This is a genomic window from Streptomyces sp. NPDC043427 (assembly GCF_056436655.1).
The window spans coordinates 80,799-102,720 of the sequence record NZ_JBWKCC010000011.1 but is presented as its reverse complement, the minus strand read 5'-3'; the positions used below and the strand labels follow the sequence as shown (position 1 = coordinate 102,720).

Here is a 21,922-nt window from a genome sequence, read left to right as displayed (position 1 = left end):
CAACCGCACCCGACGCACGAGGTGACGCCTCCGCCCGGTCGCCCGCGGGGTGCAGAGCGTCAGCCACGCCAGCCGCCGAACCCGACACCTCAACCGCACCCGACGCACGAGGTGACGCCTCCGCCCGGTCGCCCGCGGGGTGCAGAGCGTCAGCCACGCCAGCCGCCGAACCCGACACCTCAACCGAGCCCCCGGCCGGACCCGAAGCCGCCGGCCGGCGAGCCGCCCGGCGCAGAACACCGGGCAACCCGACCGCCGAACCCGACGCGTCAGCCGAGTCCGCCGCCGAAGGTGAGGCCTCGGCGCGGCCCGCTACCGAACCCAGCACCTCAGCCACATCCACCGCCGAGGGTGAGGCCTCAGCCGGGCCCGCTGCCGAACCCGACACCTCAGCCGTACCCGCCGTCACAGGTGGCGGCTCGGCCGGGTCGGGCGGGTGGGGTGGGGTGGGCATGGCGGTGGTCCTTTGCGTGGGGGTGTCAGTCCTTGGCGGAGAGAGTGAGGCGGGCCAGGGCCAGCGCGCCCTGGGAGCCGTCGGTGACGCGGTCGATCGTGAGGCCGAGGGGGCGGAGGCGGTGGGTGAGGGGGGTCAGGAGGGGGCCGTCGGGGCCGAGCAGGCCGCCCGTGACGACGAGCCGCTCACCGGGGCGGGGTGCCAACGCCTCGACGGTGTCGGCGAGATGGTCGGCCGCCTCCTGGAGGATCGCCTCGGCGACGGGGTCCTTGTCCTGGGCGGCCAGCGTCACCAGCGGGGCGAGGCGGGCGAGCTGGACCGGCGGACGGTCCATCACGGCGGGCAGCACATGCATGCGGTAGGCCGCGCGCTGCGCCCGGGTCCAGCGCGGGGCGCCTTCACGGCCGCACGGCAGTCCGTGCCCCCTGGGGGCCTCCCCCGCCAGCGCGTCCCCCAGCGAGACCTCTCCCGGCAACACACCGCCGGCCAGCCAGTCCCGCGAACCGTCCCCCGATCCGGCCTCGTCCGGCAACACCTCCCCCGGCACTCCCAGCTCCCGCCCAACGGGACCGGCCAGCGCCGTAGGGCTGCCGCGGCCGTCCGCCATGCGGAGGGCGGCCCGGGCTGCCTCCCGGCCGATCCAGAAGCCGCTGCCGTCGTCGCCGAGGAGCCACCCGTCACCGCCCGCCGTCGCCCCGCACACCCGGTTCTCGATCCGGGCCGCGACCGCCCCGGTCCCACCCACGAGCGCGATCCCGTCGGCGGGATGCCCGGGCGCGGAGGCGAACGCGGCCTCGATGTCGCTGTGGATCTCGATCGCGGTCGTGGTGATGCCCAGCCGCGCCAAGGCCGCGGAGAGGGCGGCCTCCGCCCTGCCCCGGCCCGGCTCGTCCGCCGTGCGCGCGGCGCCCGCGAAGCCGCCCGCCACGGCGACCACACGCCCCCGCAGCCGTTCCGGCACCGCCCGCCCCACCGCCTCCACGAGATGCTCGGTGAGCTGCGGCACCGGCACGGTCAGCGCGTTCCCCGGCCCCCCGCTGCCCTCACCCAGCGGCCCGCCGCCCTCCACGGCGGCCAGGACCGCGCGGGTCCGGGTGCCACCGGCGTCGACACCCACGACGTATACATCGGCGTGCGCACCGGCGGCGAAATCCTGGTTCAAATCATTATTCATTGGCGCCCATGGTGGTTGATACATTCGGCAGAGACAAGCCTGACCGGAGGAGGACCCCATCGCCGCTCCCCACGCGTCCACCGCGCCCGCACCGCCGCTCCGGTTTGGCGTCAATTACACGCCTCGACGGGGCTGGTTCCACTCCTGGCACGATTTCGATTCGGCACACGCGCGTGAAGATCTGGCGCAGATCGCCGGACTCGGCCTGGACCACGTCCGGGTCTTCCACCTGTGGCCGCTCCTCCAGCCGAACCGTACTCTCATCCGCCCCGCCGCCGTTGACCAGATCACGCAACTCGTCGACCTGGCGGCGGAGTTCAACCTCGACGTCCTCGTGGACGGCGTCCAGGGCCATCTGTCGAGCTTCGACTTCTACCCGGAGTGGACCCGCACCTGGCACCACCGCAACGTCTTCAGCGATCCAGAGGCGATCGAGGCCCAGGCCGGCCTCCTGCGCACGCTCGGCCGCGCCCTCGCCGGCCGCCCGAACGTCCTCGGGCTCCAGCTCGGCAACGAGCTGAACAACCTGGTCGAGCACAACCCGGTCAGCCCGGACGAGGTCGACCACTACCTCGACACGCTGCTCACGGCCGCACGCGACGGCCTGGGCAGGGACGGCGGCCTGGTCACGCACTCCGCGTACGACGCCGCCTGGTACGGCGACGACCACCCCTTCACCCCGGAGGCCTCCGCCCGCAAGGGCGACCTGACCACCGTCCACCCCTGGGTGTTCTCCGGCGACTGCGCCCGCCGGTACGGTCCCCGCTCCCCGCAGGTGCGGCACCTCGCCGAGTACGGCGTGGAGCTCGCCAAGGCCTACGCCACCGATCCAACCCGCCCGGTCTGGGTCCAGGAGACCGGCGCGCCCGAACCGCACATCCCGGCGGCCGACGCCCCGGACTTCGCCCGCGCGACCCTGCGGAACGCGGCCGACTGCACGGACCTGTGGGGCATGACCTGGTGGTGCTCCCACGACGTGGACCGCGCCCTGGCCGACTACCCCGAACTCGAGTACACCCTCGGCCTCTTCGACTCCGCCGGCCGCCCCAAACCGATCGCCGAGGCCCTGGCCGACACGATCACCGTCCTGCGCACCGATGCCGCCCCGCCCGCACCCCGGGACGCGGCCCTCGTCCTGGACTGCACCCGCTCCACCCGCTCGGTGTCCGGCCCGGGCGGCACCTTCTTCGACACCTGGATGCGTCTGCGCACCGAGGGTGCCCGCCCGGCGGTGGTACTGGCCGAGCAGGCGGACGACCCGGACCACCTCGCGGCACGCGGAATCAAGGAGTTGCTGCGCCCGGAGTGACGGTCACACGCCCGCCAACACCTCCGCCACCGCCCGCAGATTCGCCCGCCCCCGCCCGTACGAGCAGACGACCCCCGCACCGTCCGCCGCCTCCGGCAACCCGGTCGACACCCGCACCGCGTCCGGCCGGGCCACCAGGAGCGCGGCGCGTAGGCGGCGCTGCCAGGGGTGCAGCCCGGCATCGCACACGGCCACCACCAGCGGACGCCCCTCGGCGGCACGCAGCGCCGTGTCCACGACGGCCTCGGCGCTCTCCGGCTCCCCGGCTACGGCCGTCCCCGTGGCGGTCGGGTCGAGGGCGCGCAGCTCGGTGAGCAGGTCCTCGCCGCCCCAGTTGAGGGCGGGGTGGGGCGGCGGGAAGAGGTCGACGACATGGGCGCCGGGCACGGCCGCCGGGAGCGGCTCCCGACGGCGCACAGCCCGCCGCGCCGCCGTCATCCCGGCGCTGACGTCCCAGGAGACCGCGGCACCCGACTCCCCGCCCACGGACCCCACGCCCAACACCCCGAGCCCGGTCGCCCCGACACTCACGGCGCCCGCACCCGCCGGCCCGCCGGCCACCACACCGGCCCCGGCCCGGACCGCGTACCGCTCCGCCAGCCGCCGTACCCGCCCCGCGGCCTCCTCCACCCGCTCCGCCGAAAGCTCCCCGGCGTACAGCGCGTCGAGCACCTCGTCCCGGCAGGCCAGCGTGGTGGCCAGATCCGGTACGGCGACGATGACCTGGTCCGCCCCGGCACCGAGCGCGAGCCGCGCGCCCGCCGCCTCGCCGTAGCGCTCGGCGATGGCCTTCATCTCCAGCGCGTCGCTGACCAGCACCCCGTCGAAGCCGATCTCGTCCCGCAGCAGCCCGCCCAGGATGCCGGGGCTGAGGGTGGCGGGACGATCGGGGTCGAGCGCCGGAAAGACGACGTGCGCGCTCATCAGCATCGGCACCCCCGCGTCGACCGCCGCCCGGAAGGGAGCGAGGTCGAGCGCGTCGTACGAACGTGGATCGACCGCCGTCTCGTGGTGGCTGTCGGTGACGGTGCCGCCGTGGCCGGGGAAGTGCTTGGCGCACGAGGCGACGCCACGTGCCTCGGTCGCGGCGATCCAGGCACGCAGATGCCGGGAGACCAGCTCGGGGTCGGCGCCGAAGGAGCGGGTGCGCACGATCGGGTTCTCCGGCCGGCGCTGGACGTCGGCGACGGGGGCGTAGGAGGCGGTGATGCCGAGCGAGGCGAGGTGTCCGGCGAGCGCGTCGGCGCAGCGGGCGGTGAGGGCGGGGTCGTCGACGACGCCGAGCGCCCACGAGCCGGGCACCTCGGGCGCGCCCGCGCCCACCAGGTGCCCGATCCCGCCGCCCTCGTTGTCGATCGCTACGAGCAGATCCGGACGCAACGCCCGCAACGTGTCGGTGAGTTCGCGGACCTGCCGCGCGTCCCGCACGTTCCGGGTGAACAGAATGACCCCGCCCAGCCCGCGGTCGATGAGCCGCTTCAGCGTGTCGGGGACGGTCGTGGTGCCCTCGAACCCCGCGACCAGGCAGCGGTGCGCCGCCTCGTCCAGAGCGGAGGGAAGGCAAGGACCGACGGTGTCGTGCGCGGTGTGGGTCACCCCCGGATCCTCTGGTTGACCTAGCCGAAAGTCAACCAGGTCATGGCTTACCGATTCACCACACCAGGCAGGGTCAGTCGGACGAGGGCCGGCCGGTGGCGATGTCCCGGATCGCGGCCAGGACAGGTTCCAAGGAACGGACGACCGCGTCCGCTCCCTCCGCGCGCAGCCGCTCGGCCTCCCTGTCGTCACGCGCGAGCCCGAGGAACCGGATGCCGGCCTGCCGGCTCGCCCGGTAGTCGGCGAGCGTGGCGCCGATCATGAGGGCCTGGTCCGGGTCGATACGCAGGGCGCTCACGGCCCGAAGCATGCTCGGCGAGAGAAGGGTTTCGCTGCTCGAGGAGCGGCCACAGACGTGCCCGACCGCGGAGGCCAGCGCCCGGCTGTCCAGGTAGGCCTGCACTGCCCTCGTGGAGCAGTGGGTCACGACGGCCACCGGCGTCCCCATTTCCGGCAACGACCGGAGCAGGGGATCCGCGTATGCGATCGGATGGGCCGTGGTCACGGCTCGCAGCTCCTGCTCCGTCAGACGCTCCTCCAGTTCCATGACCAGATCACTGCCTGGAAGCCTGCGGGAGATGTCGCTCAGCAGGGCATAGGGGTCGACCGCGTCACCGGCCGGGAGCAGCGCGCTCAGGCCACTCGCGCGGAGCCATTCGGCGAGTTCGCGGGCCATGTGCACGGGACCGCGCCCGGCGAAGAACCGGCAGAGGGTCCCGTCGAAGCCGACCACCACGGCCCGCGCCGAGCCGATCAGCCTGCGCAGGTAGGCCGACTCGTCAGTGTCTCCGGCGGCGAGGAGGCCGGTCACGGAGCCGTCTGCAACGCGCATGTCCGCGGTGTCGACCGACCCGTCGAACTCCGCTGACCTGAAGTCGACCAAGTCTTCGAACACGGTGTGAGCGAAGGAGGCCTCCCCTCCGAAATGTGTCCGCGTCCACAGTGCCGCATCACGAAAACGGCTGTAGTCGAAGGAGGCCGTGCTGCTGAACCGGGCCTCGGTGAAGCTCGCCCGACCTTCGAAGAGCGCATGGCACACGGAGGCATCGGCCCTGAATGCGGCCGTGTCGAAGTCGGCTCGGTCGCTGAACACGGCACGATCGAACGAGACGGTGCCCTGGAAGAGGGCCCCGGAAAAACGGGCATGCCCCGTGAACACGGCCCGGTCGAACCGCGCCTCGAAGAACTCGACTCCCCGGAAATCGCAGCCGTCGCTGAAGTGGGCCCGGTCGAAGACCGCTCGCCCCAGGACGGGGTGGAGCGTGAGGTCCGGATCCGCGAGCGCCCCCAGGAGCTCCGCCAACAGAGCCTCCGAGAAGGTCGTGCCGGAGAAGTCGACCGACGCCCCGGAGGGCAGGGTGGCCAGGTAGCGCCTACGCTCCTCGACCGACACATGCTCCAGGCAGGCCTCGTAACCCGGCAACGCCCGCCCGACGCAGCCCCCGCCGTCGGTGCCGTCCGCTCCGAAGCCGCAGCGAGTCCGAAGGGCGCCCGCCTCCGTAAGCACCGCGAGGGCGCGTCCGAAGCGTACGCAGTCGCTGGTCCGGAACCAGCCGATGGGGGCACCGGGCCCCAAGCCGCCGATCGGGATGAACAACCCGAATTCGAGTTCCGGATGCAGGGCCTCGATCAAGCGCAAGTGCACCAGGGGGGACACGGCGAGCAGCAGCGGGCCTTCGCCCAGCCTCGACATCATCCCGGCATGCCGGTCGCGGAAGCCCGGGTGCCTGAGCAACGCAGCGGCATCCCGGCCCTCTGACTCCTGCGCGACCGCCATGACGAGGGTCATCCCGGCACCTGTCCGGTCGCTGTACTCGGCAAGCCTGTCGGGCAATGCGGCAAGGAGGCGGCCGAGGCCGGGCAGGGCGGACGGAGCGTCCAGGTGAACGAGCAGATCGGGCCTGCCCGGCCCGCCCTGCCGTGCGACCGTGCCGTCGACCTCCGCGTCGGCCATCAACTCGACGAGCAGGTCAGCCACTTCATGCTCGGCCCGTTCCCCGTTGTTGTTGAAGCCGGATCGCCTCTCCCACAGCTTGATTTCAACGGCCACGCGCAGCGGGCCCGCCGCCGGTCCGTACGGAGGATGACCGGCCCGGTCGAGCACGTCCCGAAAGGCCTCGTCATCGAGCAACCGGCTCGCGGACAGCGCGACCAGCCTCTCCCCCGTCCGGTCCCTCCCCACGATCAGGCCGCTGAACTCGCCGTCCCTGGACAGGGGTGCCCCCGCGAGCTGCGGCCACCCCGTCGTGGGGTGGGGTGCGGTGATGTCGACCTTCAGCACATTTCCCGCCGGGTGCGTCTCTGCGCCCAGCCGGACCGGATCTCCGGCCTCGGAGAAGGCGTCGATGTCCACCGGCACCGGTGCGGAGGCCCCGTGTGACGTCCAGCGGAGCCGCTCCGGGGCGCGTCGCGCCCACGTGTCCTCGTCGAGGATGTCCTCCTGGGTGAGGAGCAGGGCGGCACCGGGCGTACGGCCCTCGTTCCAGACGGCCCAGGCGTGGGTGCTCCGGCCGTCGACACTCACGACGTACCCCGGGTCTCCGCCCGCCCGGGCCAGCAGGCAGGTGAGCACCAGGTTCGGTGACAGGAGGAGACCGACAGCGCCGTCGCCGCCGGTGGAGAACAGGGGTGCGATACGGACCAACCGGCTGGCGAGGCCGGTCGGCGGTGGGCCGACCGGGTGGTCCGTCTCCCCAGGCCCGGCTTCCGGCACCGTCCCGCTCGGCCGCCACTCGGCGAAGGCCTCCTGCTCCGCGCCGACCCGGCGCCGACCGGTCGTGCCCCGGCCGACCCGGGTCGCCGTGAATTCCCTGCCGGTGCCCTGGCCCCGGTCGAGGTGGTCCCAGACGCTCTGCCGGACCAGCTCCCGCACGGCGGCCACGTCACCGCGGAGCTGGGAGCCGAGCAGCGCGTCGCGCACACCTGGCAGGAAGTCGAACGTCAGGTCGTCGGGCGGCATGTCGACACCGGTCGTACCCCATGGCTCGAACAGCCCGCCGAGGGCCACCTCGGCGAGGTGGCCGTGCTCGGAACCGGGCAGGAGGGAGTGACGTACGAGGGACATGACGGGCAGGGTCAGCGGCACCGCCGCCAGGTAGGCGGCGAGTCGCTGGGCTGTGGGGGAAGCGCCCGCCCGAAAGCGTTCCACGACCACCAGCGGGTCGTAGGTGCCGTCAGTGGTGGGGGGCGTGACCGAGGGCTCCGTGCCGATGTCGCCGTCCATGGTGGGGCGTACAACCGACGGCCCCTCGCCGGTGTCGCCGTCCATGGTGGGGCGTACAACCGACGGCTCCGTACCGGTGCCGTCGGCCTGTCGCGCGTCCAGGCTCAGGCAGGCCAGGCGGTGCCAGCCGGTGTCGCCGGAGACGAGACGGGCGAGTCGCGTGAGGCTCCGCGGGGACGCGGAGACCACGGGCACCACGGGCGGTGTCGCGGCCGTCGGCGCGGGGCCGCGGCGGCGCCGTGCACGGGTGCGACGTGGTGCGGCGGCACGCTGCCAGGACCGGGTGGGCCCGGCCGGGCGGTCGGCGCGCAGTGACAGCGACACCGGGCGGACGGCGGCGCGGGACCACAGCCGTTCCGGCAGGACGTTGAGGACGGCCACCGAGTTGTGTCCGCTCCAGTGACGCAGCACGTCGTGCAGCGCTCCCTGCCCCCAGCCGTCGGCCACGGTGTCCGTGACCACCAGGATCAGCCGGTGCCCCGACGGGTCGGCGATCTCCGCCGGGTTCCGCGGCGGGGCGCCGCGCCCGTGGGCCACCCCGGGCCTCCCGGTGTCGGCCGTGCCGGACAGGTACCACGTCCGGACGTCGCGGAAGACGCCACTGCTGGTCAGGACGCTGCGCAGTTCGTCGACCAGGTCGGCCCACAGGAACATCGAGTGGTGCGTGTCGACGACAAGTGCCAGGTCCAGCCATCTGCTCTCGGCGGGGAGCAGCACCGGGCACGGGAGCTGCTGCTCGACGCTGCGCTCCACGGTCGCCTGTTCGTCCAGCCGGTCGCCCGGGCCGCCGATGGCCCGCCGCCCCAGGGGCCGCAGTGAACGCATGAGGCCGAGCGGGTCGCGCACTGAGGCGGCACGCGGTACGCGCAGCGGCACGCCCCAGCGCGCACCGTCCCGTTCGGGCTCCTGTGCTGTCGTCGCGGACTTCCTGGTGAAGAGCTTCGCCTCCGCCTCGCGGGCGGGCGCGGGTGGCCGTCGCGGGCCGGTTTCCGGGAGCGGCGGCTCGGGGGCGGGCGGCTCGGTGCGCGGGGTGCGGGCGGCGCCCACCCGGGCCGCCAGCCACAGGATGTCGGCGACCTCGTCCACGCCGACGTCCGTGCCGTCCTCGGCGAACGCGGCGAGCAGCTCCTCGATCACGTGTCGACTCGGTTGCGACGGAGGGGACGCCGTGGGCCGCTCACGCCGTGGGCCCCGTCAGGTGCCGCATCACGGTGGCGAGGAACCGTTCGTGGTCCGCGGGGTTCGTCCAGGTCCTGCTGAGCCGGAGCTGGATGGCGTTGAGGAGCTGGTCCGTCGCCAGGTCCCCGTCGGCGCTGCGGTCGAGGAAGTCCTTGAGCAGCTGCTGGTATTCGGTCGACTCCTCCACGTCGACGCCGAGCCGTCGGCGCACGATGCGGGCCAGCTTCTTCTTGTCCGGTGCCTTGAGGTCGAGGCGTACGCAGCGGCGCAGGAAGGCCGGGGGGAATTCCCGCTCGCCGTTGCTCGTCAGCACCACGACGGGGAAGTAACGGCACTGCACACGGCCGCGCCGGATCGTCACGTATCTGTCCTGCGCGTCGTCTGTGGCGATGGCCACCTCGGGCTGTTCGCCTGCCACGCGCGCCAGTTCGGGGATCTCGAATCCGCCGTCCTCGAACAGGGTGAGCAGATCTCCGGGGAGGTCGATGTCGCTCTTGTCGATCTCGTCGATCAGCAGCACCCTGGGCTGTTCCTGGGGCAGCAGCGCGGTGCCGAGCGGGCCCAGCCGCAGGAACCGCGCGATCGACGAGAGCTTCTGCCCTTCCTCGTCCGCCGTCTCCCCGCCGGCTTCTTCCCCGGCGGCAGACAGTGGGCCCGCCGGGTCGGCCGTTGTCGTGAGCGCCCGGTGCAGGTTGGCCTCCTGGAGACGGCCGATGGCGTCGTAGAGATAGAGGCCGTCGCGCCGGACCATGCGGCTGGTGATGGGCCAGTGCAGCACGGGTCCGAGCCCCAGGTCCGCCGCGATGCTGTGGGCCAGGGTCGACTTGCCGACGCCCGGCTTGCCGGTGACGAGGAGCGGCCTGCGCAGGTACAGGGCGGTGTTGACGACATCGGTCTCCTCGTCGTCAGGGACGTATCCCTCACCTCGCTTCAGGGTCCGCTCCCATGCCTCGCCCTCGCAGGCCGGCGGCGGGCAGGACGGATCGGGCGTGTCGGAGAACTCGCGCCATGGCGGCGCGGGCGTGGCCTTCAGCCGCTCGCGGCGCTCCTCGGTGGTGCCGGCTCCCTGGTAGAGCCACCAGTCCTGCTCCGTCCCCGCCATCGGGGCACCCCCTGGTTCCTTCATGGTCGGGATGGGTCCGCCGCTTCCGGGCCGTGCAGGGACCGGACGTCCATCGGGTGGTCGGGATCGTCCCACAGCAGCGCCAGTCGGCTGCCGGCAGCGCCTGCCGCCGGGGCCGCGGCCCGCTCACGGCGCAGGGCGTGAACCTGCCGGGGCAGGGTCAGCACGTTCGTCGTCGGTGTGCCGTCGTCGGCGGGTGTGAGCAGCGCGGCCAGCTCCGCCGCCTCGGCCCCGCCCGTCGACTGCCCGCCGTCGCGCCACCACACCGTCACCGGTACGCCGCCCTCCAGCACCGCGTCGAGCACGTCCTGCGTCCGGCTTCCCGAGGCCACCACGCAGGCGGGTGCCTCCGCGATGCCGAGGTCCACACCGAGGGTGTCGGTCACCTGATGGTCCGCCACCACGTGTACGGCGTCCGGGAACGTACCGCCCTGTGCCTCCAGCCAGCTCCACTTGCGCACCCAGGCGGCGCGCGCGTCGTCCCGTTCCTCCGGGCAGCGGACGACGACCTGGTGCTGCACACCGAGGGGGCGTGTCCGGCCGCGCCGGCCCGGCATGGCCCACTGGTCGAAGGGGACGTCCAGCAGCTCGAACGGCACGTGGAACTCGACGCGTTCGACGGCGTTCGCCTCCAGGGCCGAGGCGACGCCGAACGCCTGTGCCGCGCGCTTCAGTTGACGGCACAGCTCCTCCCGCACCTGGTCGAGGGTGAGCGGGTGGTCCTCCGACTCCCAGATCGCGGTGGTGGTGTCCCGGCGCAGCCACATGCGGGCCAGGTAGAGGTCGTCGCCGTCGGGGGCGGGCTCCAGCCGCAGGTGCAGCACGGTGCTGCGGGCCGGGGACGGAGGCGGCGGCAGGGGCGGCGCGTCCAGCCGTCGCCGGGTGTCCTCCACCCAGTCGTTCAGCCGGGTCGCCCAGTCGGGGTCGGTGGCCCGGGCGCGGTCGGCCAGGAAGCGCACGAACGGCAGGGTCAGCGGGGTGCCCTCCCGGCGGCCCTGCCGATCGTCGAGGTCGAGGGCGATGTCGATCAGGCTCTTGCCGGGAAGCCCGGCGTGGACGGGAGTCGCGCAACCCGTGATGGTGAACGCCCAGGTGTAGGCGTCGAAGGTGTGCCGGGGCAGGGAACGGTCCGCGAACAGCGGTCCGAGGCCGTCCCAGGCGGGCTGGTCGAGCCGGGTGGCGGCCGACGGGGGCGACTGGGGGCCGTCGTCGAGGAAAGAGCACCCGTCCCAGTCGCGGTCCCTGATGAACTGCGGGAGCTGCCATGCCTCGTTGTTCCGGCGCAGTTCCTCGAAGCGCCGGTAGACCTGGCGGCCGATCTCCGGGAGGTCGGCTATGCAGTCGTGCAAAGTCCGTTCGGCGAGTTCGGCGAGCAGGACATCGGTGAACTGGCCCGCCGCGCGTTCCGCGTCGTTCTTCGCGGCCTCGCCCTCGCGGGAGGCGTACAGCTCGAACTGGTGCCGTCGGGTGCGGACGGTGCCGCCGCCGTAGTCGAAACTGCCGAAGTTCAGCGCGCTGCCTCGTGGCACCTCGACGCGGCATGCGTCGAGCAGAGCCGCCTGGCGGGTGAAGCAGCCGCTCCTCACCAGGTCGGTGCGCCACCAGCCCAGCGCGGAGTCCAGGTTGAGGTGCCGGATCTCCCCTTTGTAGGCGTCGGCGCACGGCAGCATCAGGCCGCGCTTCCCCTGGAAGCCGTGCCCGGCCCAGTAGATCCACAGCATGTCGCCGTCGCACTCGGGGAGTTCACGGAACAGTGCGTTGCGCACGTTGTCCTCGGTCGCGGGCCGCCACCGGTCCTCCAGGGCGGCGAGCTGCGCGGTGGCCGACCAGTCCAGGCTTTCCGGGTGCAGCGGTGACAGCAGCAGCCGGACGTTGTCCGGCGGCACCTGTCCGGGGCCGGTGAGCCACTGGGTGAACCGCAGCGCGTCGCGTGCCGGGCCGCGCAGGTTCCAGCGCGGAGTGAGCGCGTACTGCTCGACGCCGACAACGAGCGCGAACGTCCGTTCCGGGCCGAAGGTGGAGGGGACGATGCCGTTCCGGTCGGTCACCCGGTCTCCGCCACGGCTCGCGCGATCCCCTCGTAGACGCCACCGAGCTTCCAGTACGCGCCGTGGCTCGGAGGAAACGGCTGTCGGCTGCTCACCTCGTGGTCGGTGACCCTGGGGTCGTCGGGGAAGACCGGTTCGGCGAGAAAAGCCAGCAGGTCCTGCCGGTCGTAGATGTTGAGCCAGCGAGGGAAACCGGACGGCAGTGGCTCGCCCGGCTCCAGACCGGTGAGCGCGCCCAGCGCGTGCAGGAACGGGGCCTGGGAGCCGACGGTCACCAGAAGCCGCGGGCCCCGGAGGGGCTCGCCCCGCGCGGCGCTCTGCGCGAGCAGGTCGACGAGCGCGACTCCGCCCAGGCTGTGTCCGATCAGCACGGTCGGCTCGTCGGCGGTGATCGTGCGGTGCAGGTGGTCGCGCAGGGCCTGCCCTCTGGCCTGGTAGCGGAGGATGTCCCCGACGAACGGGGTGGCCTTCCCCGTGATCGACCCACGCCACAGATTGAGGGCGGGCTGGGTCGTGACGCGCAGGGCGAGATTCCCGAGCACCGCCGCCGCCCGGCCACCGGGATACCGCGCGTCGCCTCCGAGCCTGGCCCGGATCACCTCGACCATCCGGTCCCGCTCCGCACCCGTGCACTCCGCGTCGGCGCCGGCCCGGGCCAGGGCGTCCGCCACGAGGGCTCGGGCGACCGCGGCGGCCAGCTCCCGGGCCTCTGGCTCCTCAAGGGCGTGCGCAGCGGCACGGCCCGCCTCGTCCGAGGTCAGGACGGTCTGCACGGCGCGAGGGTAGTGGCGGGCCAGGTCGGTGCTCCGCAGCAGCCCGCCGAGTTCGTCCGACTCCTCGGGGTCTGCCGGGAACTTCGCCAACAGGTCCAGCACCTCGGAGCCCGCCGCACGCACCCCCGGGAGGCCGAGTCCGTCGTCCGAGGAGGCGCCCCCGATGTCGGCGAGCACCCGCAGTTCGCACAGCGGGTCGGCCAGGAGCAGCGCCCACTCGGCCGCCTCCTGGTCCGGCGGAGCCACCGCCTCGTCGCCCACGGCGCGGGTCCCACGGTTCCCGGGGACCGAAGAGCTCCCCGTGCCCACGGGCACCCCGAACGCCTCCCCCCAGAAGCAGGAGGTCACCGTGGCCTCGGTGAACCGCTCGAGGAGACGGTCCCGGACCCGCCCGAACAGCTTGTCGTGCCGTTCGCTGCGCACCCCCGTGCCGTGGACGAACAGAAAACGCATCGCTCGGCCCCCCCCTCGTCGTGCCGTCCGCACTGGACGATAGTGCGCGCGCGCCCGAACCGCCCGGAAAGTGCGGGAGCCCGCGTCAGCCCTCGTCCGCCGTCAGCCGCAGCGAGATGCTGTTGATGCAGTACCGCTGGTCCGTCGGCGTCGGATACCCCTCACCCTCGAACACGTGGCCGAGATGGGAGCCGCAGCGGGCGCACCGCACCTCCGTGCGGACCATGCCGTAGGTGCGGTCCTCGATGAGTTCGACCGCGTCGCTGTCCTTCGGGTCGAAGAAGGAGGGCCAGCCGCAGTGGGACTCGAACTTGGTGTCCGAGGTGAACAGCTCGGCGCCGCAGGCCCGGCAGGCGTACACGCCCCGCGTCTTGGTGTCGGTGTACTCACCGGTGAAGGCGGGCTCCGTGCCGGCCTGCCGCAGCACCGCGTACTCGGCCGGGGTCAGCTCCGCCCGCCACTGCTCGTCAGGCTTGTCGACGTCGTACGACATGAAGGCCAACCCCTTACGTGTGTTACTTCGCTGCGAGACGGTCCAGGATCCGCGGACCGAGGTCGGTGACATCGCCCGCGCCCATGGTGAGAACGAGATCACCCGCCCGCGCCATTCCCGCGATCACCGCCGGCACCTCGTCCTTGTCGTGCACCGCCGTCACGTCCGCGCCCGCCGCCCGCGCCGCCTCGATGATCAGCTCGCTGGTCACACCGGGGACCGGGTCCTCACGGGCCGGGTAGATGTCCAGGACGACCGACGCGTCCGCCAGGGCCAGCGACTGGCCCATCTCCTTGCCCAGTTCCTGGGTGCGGGAGAAGAGGTGAGGCTGGAAGACGACCAGGATGCGTGCCTCGCCGGCCGCCGCCCGCATCGCCTCCAGGTCGGCCGTCATCTCGGTCGGGTGGTGGGCGTAGGAGTCGATGACCTGGACGCCCGCGGCCTCGCCCTTGAGCTGAAGGCGCCGCTTGACGCCCGTGTACGCGGCCACCGCGGGCGCCAGCTCCTCGGCGGGGACACCCAGCGCCGCGCCGGCGGCCAGCGCGGCCACCGCGTTGTGCGCGTAGTGACGGCCCGGCACGGAGACCGCGAAGGTGAGCTCCCGCCCGTCCAGCAGGACGGTGACCTCGCTCTTCAGCCCCTGCGCGACCACCGACAGGACCCGCACGTCGGCGTCCTGCGCCTCTCCGTACGTCACCGTCCGCACCGAACCGGCCAGCCGCCGCGTCAGCTCCCGCGCGCCCTCGTGGTCCGCCGAGATCACCAGCGTGCCGCCGGGCACGATCCGGCCCGCGAAGGTCTCGAAGGACTCGTAGATCTCGTCCATCGAGGCGTAGTTGGCATGGTGGTCCAGCTCGACGTTGAGGACGATCGCGACCTCGGGCGCGTACTTGTGGAAGCTGCGGTCCGATTCGTCCGCCTCCGCGACGAAGATCTCCCCCTCGCCGTGCAGCGCGTTGGAGCCGGGCGCGTCCAGGTCGCCACCGATCGCGTACGACGGGTTCAGCCCCAGCTCGGACAGCGACACCGCCAGCATGGACGTCGTGGTGGTCTTGCCGTGCGTACCGGCGACCGCGATCGGCCTCAGCCCGTCCATCAGCCGCGCGAGCGCGTCCGACCGGTGCACCACCGGGATGCCCAGCTCGGCCGCGCGGGCCAGCTCGGGGTTGTCGGCGCGGATCGCCGACGAGACGACCACGCAGGTGGCGTCGTCGGCGAGATGCTCGGCCGCGTGCCCGATGTGCACGGTGGCGCCCAGCGCCCGCAGCGCCGCGGCAGTCTCCGACTCCTTGGCGTCACTCCCGGCCACCTTGGCCCCACGCTGCGCCAGGATCTTGGCGATCCCGGACATCCCGGCCCCACCGATGCCGATGAAGTGCGGTCGTTCCATGGCGGTAGGAAGGCCGGGTGCCATGTGTGTGTCTCCCAAGGTGCGGTACGACAGTGAAAGTCCCACCTTATTGCGCGGGCCCGCTGTGGCCGACCGAGGGGCGCGGGGAACTGCGCGAGCAATCCTCCACCAGCGCGCACCCGCCGACCGGCAGAGCCCTATGCCTTGCTGTGCGAGAACAGCTTCAACACCGGCACCCCCACCTTGTGCCGAGCCCGGGAAGCCCAGTCCCGATGGAAGAACTCCTCCACGTAGTGGGGATCGGTCAGCACGATCACCTCGTCCGCCCCGACCTCCCCCACCAGGGACTTCAGCGCATCCAGCGGATGGTCCTCGACCAGCCGCCCCTGTGCCTCACTGCCGGCTGCGTGCAGAGCGTGCAGGGACACATCGAGGGCTCGTTCCCCGAAGCCCTTCGCCTCCTCGCCCTCCGGTGTCTCCCGCTCCCGCGCCGCCTCGTCGAGCTCGCCGAGCGCGACGTCGTCGATGGCTCTCAGCAGCCGGTCCGCCTGGTCGCCGCGCGGCTGGAGCAGCACGTGGAAGTACACCTGCTCGTCCCCGTGCAAGGTGGTGACGAACTCCACGTCGGCGGACGTCAGGGCCTTCTCGATCATCAAAACGCTTGTGAACACCAGCGCCCCTTTTCCTACGAGGTTCCCGTGGACCCTCTTCCCTGCGTGGGCCGTGCCAGGCATGCTCGCGGCAACCGGAATGGAACATTCCACCGCATTCAGGACCGACGGTAGCGGCTGAACAGGAACCCGGCCTCCTCCAGCAGGGACACCAGCTCGAAGTGTCGCGGCACCGCCACCGACGGCCCGCCCGCGATGCGCTGCGCGTCACCGGCGCTGAGCAGCGGGGAGATGGTCAGGCAGAGTTCGTCGAGCACTCCGGCCGCCACGAACTGCCCCAGCAGCCGCGGGCCGCCCTCGGTGAGCTGCCGGGTGTGGCCGAGGTCGGCGAGGGCCCGTACGGCGCGGTCGGGTTCCACGCCGACGCCGTCACCGGCGATCACCACGCGGGCGCCGGCCTTCTCCGCGGTCGCGACCCGGTCCGGGGACGCCGCGGCGCCCGTCAGGACCAGGGTGGGGGTCACCGGCGAGGTGAACAGGGGGAGGGTGAAGTCCAGCTCCAGGCTCGCGCTGACCACCGCGATCGCCGGGGCCGGGCTCTGCCCCGCGGCCTCCCGCAGCCGGGCGAACTCCGCGCGCACACGTGCCGGACGGTAGCCCTCCTGGCGCACCGTTTCCGCGCCGACGACCACCACGTCCGCGAGTCCGCGCAGGGTGCCGAAGATGCGCATGTCGGTCGCGTTGGAGATGGGCTGCGAGCGGCCGTCGTGCTGGGCGGCGCCGTCGAGCGTGGACACCATGTTGGCCCGCAGCCACGGCTCCCGCCCGCCGGGCCCGGCCTGCGGATAGGCGTACGCGGCGGCGAGCTCGTCGAGGCTCCACTCCCGGTCGACGAGATCGCCCCCGGGAAAGCCACCATGGCCGGAATCGACCGCAGGGGCCTCACCGGCGCCACCGCCCCCAGTGGCCGCACCGGGGCTCCCCGCACCGGAGGCCTCCCCGGCGGTCCCGGCCCCGGATGCCTCCCCGAAGCTCCCGGCCCCGAACACCCCACCGACCCCACCGGTCTCCAGAGCCCCGGAATCGCCGGCACCGGATTCGCCCCCGGCGGCCCCGGCACTGCCGCCACCGGCCCCCGAGGCCCCGACGGGCGCCCCCGGCACCTCCCCCACGCCACCTTCATCGGAGGCCTTCGTCGCTGTCTGGTCGGTCACAGGGAACAGGCGTCGCATCTGTGCAGTGTGGCACGCCCTCTAGCATGGGTAACCGTGTCCTCCTCCACCTCCGCCCAGGCGTCCTCCGGTCTCAGCCCGATAGCCGACGCGGCCCCCGTGTCCCTGTGCACCCGTGAGCCGTACGTCCCCGCCGACCGGCTGGTCGCCGAGATGGTGCCGCCCCCGCGGTTCGACTCGGTGCGCTTCAGCACGTACATCCCGGACCCGAAGCAGCCCAGCCAGACCGAGGCCGTCCGGGTCCTGGAGGGCTTCGCGGGCGGGCTCGGCGGGGCGCACGCGAGCGGTGCCGGAAGGCGCGGGTTGTTCGGCTTCGGGAAGGCCAAGGCGCCCAAGGCGCCCGCCGGGCCGCGCGGTGTCTATCTGGACGGCGGCTACGGCGTCGGCAAGACCCACCTGCTGGCCTCCCTGTGGCACGCCACCCCCGCCGAGCCGGAACTGAAGGCGTTCGGCACGTTCGTCGAGCTCACCAACCTCGTCGGCGCGCTCGGCTTCCAGCAGACGGTGCAGACCCTCTCCGGCCACCGGCTGCTGTGCATCGATGAGTTCGAGCTGGACGACCCCGGGGACACCGTCCTGGTCTCGACGCTGCTGGGCAAGCTCGTGGACGCGGGTGTCGCGCTCGCCGCCACCTCCAACACCCTGCCGGGCAAGCTCGGCGAGGGCCGGTTCGCGGCCGCCGACTTCCTGCGCGAGATCCAGGGCTTGTCGGCGCACTTCCGCGCGCTGCGCATCGACGGCGAGGACTACCGCCACCGCGGCCTGCCCGAGGCTCCGGCGCCGTACTCGGACGAGGAGGTGACCAAGGCGGCGTACGCCACCGAGGGCGCCTCCCTCGACGACTTCCCGCACCTTCTCGAGCACCTCGCCCGCGTCCACCCCAGCCGGTACGGCGCGTTGACGGACGGCCTGAAGGCCGTCTGTCTCACCGACGTCCAGCCGGTGCCCGACCAGTCGACGGCCCTCCGACTCGTCGTCCTCGCCGACCGGCTCTACGACCGTGAGGTGCCGGTGCTGGCCGCGGGGCTGCCCTTCGACCAGCTGTTCAGCGAGGAGATGCTGAACGGCGGCTACCGCAAGAAGTACTTCCGGGCGATCTCCCGGCTCACCGCGCTGGCGCGGGACGCCAAGCGGCTCGTCGAGCACGCCTGATCGAACGCCTGCCCGAAGTCAATAACCGAGCGCGCGCCCCGAGTCAAGGGCAAGATCAAGCCAGAGAACCCGCGCTTTTCACGCTCTCTTGAACTCGAAACGTCGAGTTAACCCTGCAAACAACTTCGCAGGGTTACCGTGTTTCTTGACCAGTCGTTGACCAATCGTTGGTCTGGACTAGAGGCGTGAATGTCGGAAGGGAGGCGCATGTTCCGAGGTACGACGGCCCGGACCCTGGTTTCGATCCTCGCCGCCGTCCTGCTCGCGCTCCCCTTCTTCACCACCACGCCGTCCTTCGCACACGCGCACACATCCCGTCAGGTCGAGGCCAAGGCTCAGCCCGGAAACAAACCCAAGGGCAGCGCGCTGCGCGACGAGCGGGTGACAAACAGCAACTGCCCCCACACGGGCGGCACGACCAGCCCGGCGCGCACCCGCGACCGTTTCCGGGCCACGGCCGACTCGGCGTCCCAGGCGCCCGAGCGCCCCCTGCGGGCTCAGGACCCCGCGCCCGACCGCAGGCAGACCGTGCCCGGTCCCACGGACCAACGGCTGTCGAGATCCTCGACCGCCCATACTCCGGCAGCGCTCCAGGTCTTCCGCTGCTGACAGCAGCGCGGTTCCCCCCACCCTGTCCTGCACGTCCGACGCGCCCCCACGGCGCGCCAGGAGGAGTCACCACGTCATGCAGCCCCTCATCGACAACGCCCGTACGTTCGGACAGCGCCCTGAGGAGTTCGCCAAACTCGCCCAAGGCCAGTCCCCACAGGTGCTGTTCATCACCTGCTCCGACTCCCGGGTCGTCCCCGCCCTGATCACGGGCGCCCGTCCCGGAGAGCTCTTCGAACTGCGCACAGCGGGCAACATCGTTCCCCCCTACGGCTCCGACCGCCCCACCGGCGAGGCCGCCACCATCGAGTACGCCGTGGAGGTCCTCGGCGTCCAGGACATCGTCGTCTGCGGTCACTCGCACTGCGGTGCCGTCGGCGCCCTGGTCCGCGGTGACGACCTCGAGGCCGTGCCCGCCGTCCGCGACTGGCTCGCGCACGCCGCCGACGAGCCGGGAGCGGTGGACACCGCCGACCCGACCGTCGCCTCAGCCGTGCAGAACCACGTGCTCGCCCAGCTGCTGCGCCTGCGTTCCTACCCGTGCGTGGAGAAGCGGCTGGCCAACGACCAGCTGCGGGTGCGCGGCTGGTACTACGAGGTGCACACCGGTGCCGTCCGCGAACACCGCGCGGAAACCGACTCCTTCGAGGCTCTGTGAGGGCCCCCATGAGCGAGCAGACGATTCAGCAAGCAACTAAGCAGAGCAAGTTCCCCCACCTCAAGGAGGATTTCGCGGCCTCCCTCGTGGTGTTCCTGGTCGCGCTGCCGCTGTGCGTCGGCGTGGCCGTCGCCTCCGGTGTGCCGGCCGAACTCGGGCTCATCACGGGCATCGTGGGCGGCATCGTCACCGGGCTCATGCGCGGCAGCAGCCTGCAGGTGTCCGGGCCGGCCGCGGGTCTGACCGTGCTGGTCTTCGAGGCGGTGCAGGAGTTCGGGCTGCCCGTCCTCGGTGTGATCGTGCTCCTGACCGGAGCCCTGCAGATCCTCATGGGCGTCCTGAAGCTGGGGCGCTACTTCCGGGCCATCTCGGTCTCCGTCGTCGAGGGCATGCTGGCCGGAATCGGCCTCGTGCTGATCGCCGGACAGCTGTACTCGGTGATCGGCGACAAGGCCCCGGAGTCCGGTCTGGCGAAGATCGCCGGTCTGCCGGAGGCGCTGTTCGGCGCCCTCGGCAACACCGAGGCGCTCATCTCGCTGGCGGTCGGCGCGGGCACCATAGCCGTGCTGGTGCTGTGGCCGCGCATGCCGAAGCAGCTGCGTACGGTCCCCGGTCCGCTCGCCGCGGTGGGCCTCGCGACGCTGGCCGTCCTGGTGTTCAGCCTGCCGGTGGCCACCGTCGAGGTACAGGGCCTGCTGGGCTCCGTCCAGCCGCCGTCACTGGGCGGGTTCGGCGAGCTCGCGAACGTCGGGCTGATCGGCACCGTCGTCGCCTTCACGCTGATCGCGTCCGCCGAGTCGCTGTTCAGCGCGGCGGCGGTGGACCGGCTGCACGACGGTCCGCGCACCGAGTACGACAAGGAACTGGTGGCGCAGGGCGCGGGCAACGCGGTGTGCGGTGTGCTCGGCGCGCTGCCCATGACCGCGGTGATCGTGCGCAGCTCGGCCAACGTCCGGGCGGGCGCGCGGACGAAGGCGTCGCGGGTGATGCACGGCGTGTGGCTGCTGCTGTTCGCGGCGCTGCTGCCCGACGTGCTGGCGTACATCCCGATCCCGGCCCTGGCGGGCATCCTGGTGCACGCCGGCGCCAAGCTCATCCCCGTACAGCAGATCGTCGGTCTGTGGCGTGAGCACCGCGGTGAGGCGCTGATACTCGTCGTCACGGCCGTGTCGATCGTCGCGGTCAGCATGTTCGAGGGCGTGCTCATCGGTCTCGCGCTGGCCGTCGTCAAGACGGCCTGGGAGGCCTCGCACGTCCGGCTGGAGGTCGTCGACAAGGGCGCGGGCCCGATCCAGGCGTACCTGTCGGGCAACGCGACCTTCCTCAAGCTGCCGAAGATCCTCGACAGCCTGGAGTCGCTGCCCCAGGACCGGCCGGTGGAGCTGGACCTGTCCGGCCTGCACCACCTGGACCACGCCTGCCGTACGGCGCTGGAGAACTGGGCCGAGCGGCACAGCGCGGTCGGCACGGAACCGGTGAAGGTGACGGAGCCGGCCTAGGCGAACGCCGGAGCCCGGCCCGAGATCCCTGGGCTCGACCAGGGTCTCGGGCCGGGCATATCGTTGCAGGAGCAGACATACAGGGCCTCTCTACGAGGAGGTCGCCATGCTCCCTGAGCTGCTGGGGGCGGCCGCGGCGGTCGGTGCCGCGGGCGTCGTGTATCTGGGGGCCGCCGCGCGTGTCGTGAAGCAGTACGAGCGCGGGGTGGTCTTCCGGCTGGGACGGGCGCGCGGTCAGGTGCGCGCGCCGGGGTTCACCCTCGTCGTTCCGGCCGTGGACCGGCTGCACAAGGTCAACCTGCAGATCGTGACGATGCCCATTCCCGCCCAGGAGGGCATCACCCGCGACAACGTGACCGTGCGGGTCGACGCCGTCGTGTACTTCCGGGTCGTGGACGCGGCCGCCGCGATCATCAACGTCGAGGACTACCGCTTCGCCGTCTCGCAGATGGCGCAGACCTCGCTGCGTTCCATCATCGGCAAGAGCGAGCTGGACGACCTGCTGTCGAACCGGGAGAAGCTCAACGAGGGCCTGGAGCTGATGATCGACAGCCCGGCCGTCGGGTGGGGTGTGCAGATCGACCGCGTCGAGATCAAGGACGTGTCGCTGCCGGAATCGATGAAGCGGTCCATGGCCCGGCAGGCCGAGGCCGACCGCGAACGGCGGGCCCGGATCATCAACGCCGACGCCGAACTCCAGGCGTCGAAGAAGCTGGCCGAGGCGGCGCACGCGATGTCCGAAGAGCCCGCCGCGCTCCAGCTGCGGCTGCTGCAGACGGTGGTGGCGGTGGCCGCCGAGAAGAACTCGACGCTGGTGCTGCCGTTCCCGGTGGAGCTGCTGCGGTTCCTGGAGCGGGCGCCGCTGACACAGACACAGCAGACACAGACACAGCCGCAGACGCCGCACCAGTCCTCGCCGCAGACGCCTCAGGTGGAGCCGCCGCAGACGCCCGGGCGGCAGAGCCTCGACCCGTGACACGTGCTA

Annotated in this window: 15 protein-coding genes and 1 pseudogene; 6 read left to right on the top strand and 10 right to left on the bottom strand. The window is 72.4% G+C overall.

The annotated features are described in order from the left end of the window. Positions 1 to 479 precede the first annotated feature (479 nt). Positions 480 to 1,628 (bottom strand): N-acetylglucosamine kinase, encoded by a 1,149-nt coding sequence (locus AC067M_RS19870; RefSeq protein ID WP_478698305.1) that lies wholly within the window; start codon positions 1,626 to 1,628, stop codon positions 480 to 482. Positions 1,629 to 1,636: 8 nt separating this feature from the next. On the opposite strand from AC067M_RS19870, the pseudogene AC067M_RS19865 reads away from it, so the two are divergent. Then, positions 1,637 to 2,937: pseudogene (locus tag AC067M_RS19865) on the top strand (glycoside hydrolase 5 family protein). A 3-nt stretch (positions 2,938 to 2,940) separates the two neighbouring features. Here the strand turns inward: AC067M_RS19865 and AC067M_RS19860 are convergent. From AC067M_RS19860 to AC067M_RS19820, 9 genes are all read right to left on the bottom strand, one after another. Then, the gene (locus AC067M_RS19860; RefSeq protein ID WP_478698304.1) at positions 2,941 to 4,533 is read right to left on the bottom strand and encodes a glycoside hydrolase family 3 N-terminal domain-containing protein; all 1,593 of its coding nucleotides are present in this window, start codon (positions 4,531 to 4,533) and stop codon (positions 2,941 to 2,943) included. A 73-nt stretch (positions 4,534 to 4,606) separates the two neighbouring features. Then, positions 4,607 to 8,893: an SAV_2336 N-terminal domain-related protein gene (locus AC067M_RS19855; protein ID WP_478698303.1), complete on the bottom strand. Its 4,287-nt coding sequence runs from the start codon at positions 8,891 to 8,893 to the stop codon at positions 4,607 to 4,609. A 40-nt stretch (positions 8,894 to 8,933) separates the two neighbouring features. Then, positions 8,934 to 10,037 carry an AAA family ATPase gene (locus tag AC067M_RS19850; RefSeq protein ID WP_478698302.1) on the bottom strand — a complete coding sequence of 368 codons (1,104 nt, stop codon included), beginning with the start codon at positions 10,035 to 10,037 and terminating at the stop codon, positions 8,934 to 8,936. 20 nt (positions 10,038 to 10,057) lie between these two features. Further along, positions 10,058 to 12,106 (bottom strand): VMAP-C domain-containing protein, encoded by a 2,049-nt coding sequence (locus tag AC067M_RS19845; protein WP_478698301.1) that lies wholly within the window; start codon positions 12,104 to 12,106, stop codon positions 10,058 to 10,060. Beyond that, on the bottom strand, positions 12,103 to 13,332 hold the full coding sequence (locus AC067M_RS19840; protein WP_478698300.1) for a hypothetical protein: 1,230 nt from the start codon (positions 13,330 to 13,332) through the stop codon (positions 12,103 to 12,105). The genes AC067M_RS19845 and AC067M_RS19840 overlap by 4 nt, the downstream gene beginning before the upstream one ends. An 85-nt stretch (positions 13,333 to 13,417) precedes the next feature. After that, a complete protein-coding gene (msrB, locus tag AC067M_RS19835) occupies positions 13,418 to 13,825 on the bottom strand; it encodes a peptide-methionine (R)-S-oxide reductase MsrB (protein WP_478698299.1) in 408 nt (135 codons plus the stop codon). A gap of 22 nt (positions 13,826 to 13,847) precedes the next feature. Continuing rightward, on the bottom strand, positions 13,848 to 15,239 hold the full coding sequence (murC, locus tag AC067M_RS19830) for a UDP-N-acetylmuramate--L-alanine ligase (protein ID WP_478698298.1): 1,392 nt from the start codon (positions 15,237 to 15,239) through the stop codon (positions 13,848 to 13,850). Between the two features lie 134 nt (positions 15,240 to 15,373). Beyond that, the gene (locus AC067M_RS19825; RefSeq protein WP_478698297.1) at positions 15,374 to 15,847 is read right to left on the bottom strand and encodes an indole-3-glycerol phosphate synthase; all 474 of its coding nucleotides are present in this window, start codon (positions 15,845 to 15,847) and stop codon (positions 15,374 to 15,376) included. A gap of 98 nt (positions 15,848 to 15,945) precedes the next feature. Next, a complete protein-coding gene (locus AC067M_RS19820) occupies positions 15,946 to 16,836 on the bottom strand; it encodes a pyrimidine reductase family protein (protein WP_478698414.1) in 891 nt (296 codons plus the stop codon). A gap of 219 nt (positions 16,837 to 17,055) precedes the next feature. On the opposite strand from AC067M_RS19820, the gene zapE reads away from it, so the two are divergent. The 5 genes from zapE (at position 17,056) to AC067M_RS19795 (ending at position 21,913) form a co-directional block, all read left to right on the top strand. Beyond that, positions 17,056 to 18,171 (top strand): cell division protein ZapE, encoded by a 1,116-nt coding sequence (gene zapE, locus AC067M_RS19815; protein WP_478698296.1) that lies wholly within the window; start codon positions 17,056 to 17,058, stop codon positions 18,169 to 18,171. 207 nt (positions 18,172 to 18,378) lie between these two features. Next, on the top strand, positions 18,379 to 18,780 hold the full coding sequence (locus tag AC067M_RS19810; RefSeq protein WP_478698295.1) for a hypothetical protein: 402 nt from the start codon (positions 18,379 to 18,381) through the stop codon (positions 18,778 to 18,780). Positions 18,781 to 18,856: 76 nt separating this feature from the next. Then, on the top strand, positions 18,857 to 19,438 hold the full coding sequence (locus AC067M_RS19805; RefSeq protein ID WP_478698294.1) for a carbonic anhydrase: 582 nt from the start codon (positions 18,857 to 18,859) through the stop codon (positions 19,436 to 19,438). Positions 19,439 to 19,446: 8 nt separating this feature from the next. After that, entirely contained in the window at positions 19,447 to 20,937 is a 1,491-nt protein-coding gene (locus AC067M_RS19800) for a SulP family inorganic anion transporter (protein ID WP_478698293.1), read from the top strand. 106 nt (positions 20,938 to 21,043) lie between these two features. Then, positions 21,044 to 21,913, top strand: coding sequence for a slipin family protein (locus tag AC067M_RS19795; RefSeq protein WP_478698292.1), 870 nt, complete (start codon positions 21,044 to 21,046; stop codon positions 21,911 to 21,913). Positions 21,914 to 21,922 lie beyond the last annotated feature (9 nt).

What these genes read in the sequence shown, in the direction of transcription:
- AC067M_RS19870 (WP_478698305.1), bottom strand. Translation starts at nt 1,628, where the DNA reads ATGAATAATGATTTGAACCAGGATTTCGCCGCCGGTGCGCACGCCGAT.
- AC067M_RS19850 (WP_478698302.1), bottom strand. Translation starts at nt 10,037, where the DNA reads ATGGCGGGGACGGAGCAGGACTGGTGGCTCTACCAGGGAGCCGGCACC.
- AC067M_RS19840 (WP_478698300.1), bottom strand. Translation starts at nt 13,332, where the DNA reads ATGCGTTTTCTGTTCGTCCACGGCACGGGGGTGCGCAGCGAACGGCAC.
- msrB (WP_478698299.1), bottom strand. Translation starts at nt 13,825, where the DNA reads ATGTCGTACGACGTCGACAAGCCTGACGAGCAGTGGCGGGCGGAGCTG.
- murC (WP_478698298.1), bottom strand. Translation starts at nt 15,239, where the DNA reads ATGGCACCCGGCCTTCCTACCGCCATGGAACGACCGCACTTCATCGGC.
- AC067M_RS19810 (WP_478698295.1), top strand. Translation starts at nt 18,379, where the DNA reads ATGTTCCGAGGTACGACGGCCCGGACCCTGGTTTCGATCCTCGCCGCC.
- AC067M_RS19805 (WP_478698294.1), top strand. Translation starts at nt 18,857, where the DNA reads ATGCAGCCCCTCATCGACAACGCCCGTACGTTCGGACAGCGCCCTGAG.
- AC067M_RS19800 (WP_478698293.1), top strand. Translation starts at nt 19,447, where the DNA reads ATGAGCGAGCAGACGATTCAGCAAGCAACTAAGCAGAGCAAGTTCCCC.
- AC067M_RS19795 (WP_478698292.1), top strand. Translation starts at nt 21,044, where the DNA reads ATGCTCCCTGAGCTGCTGGGGGCGGCCGCGGCGGTCGGTGCCGCGGGC.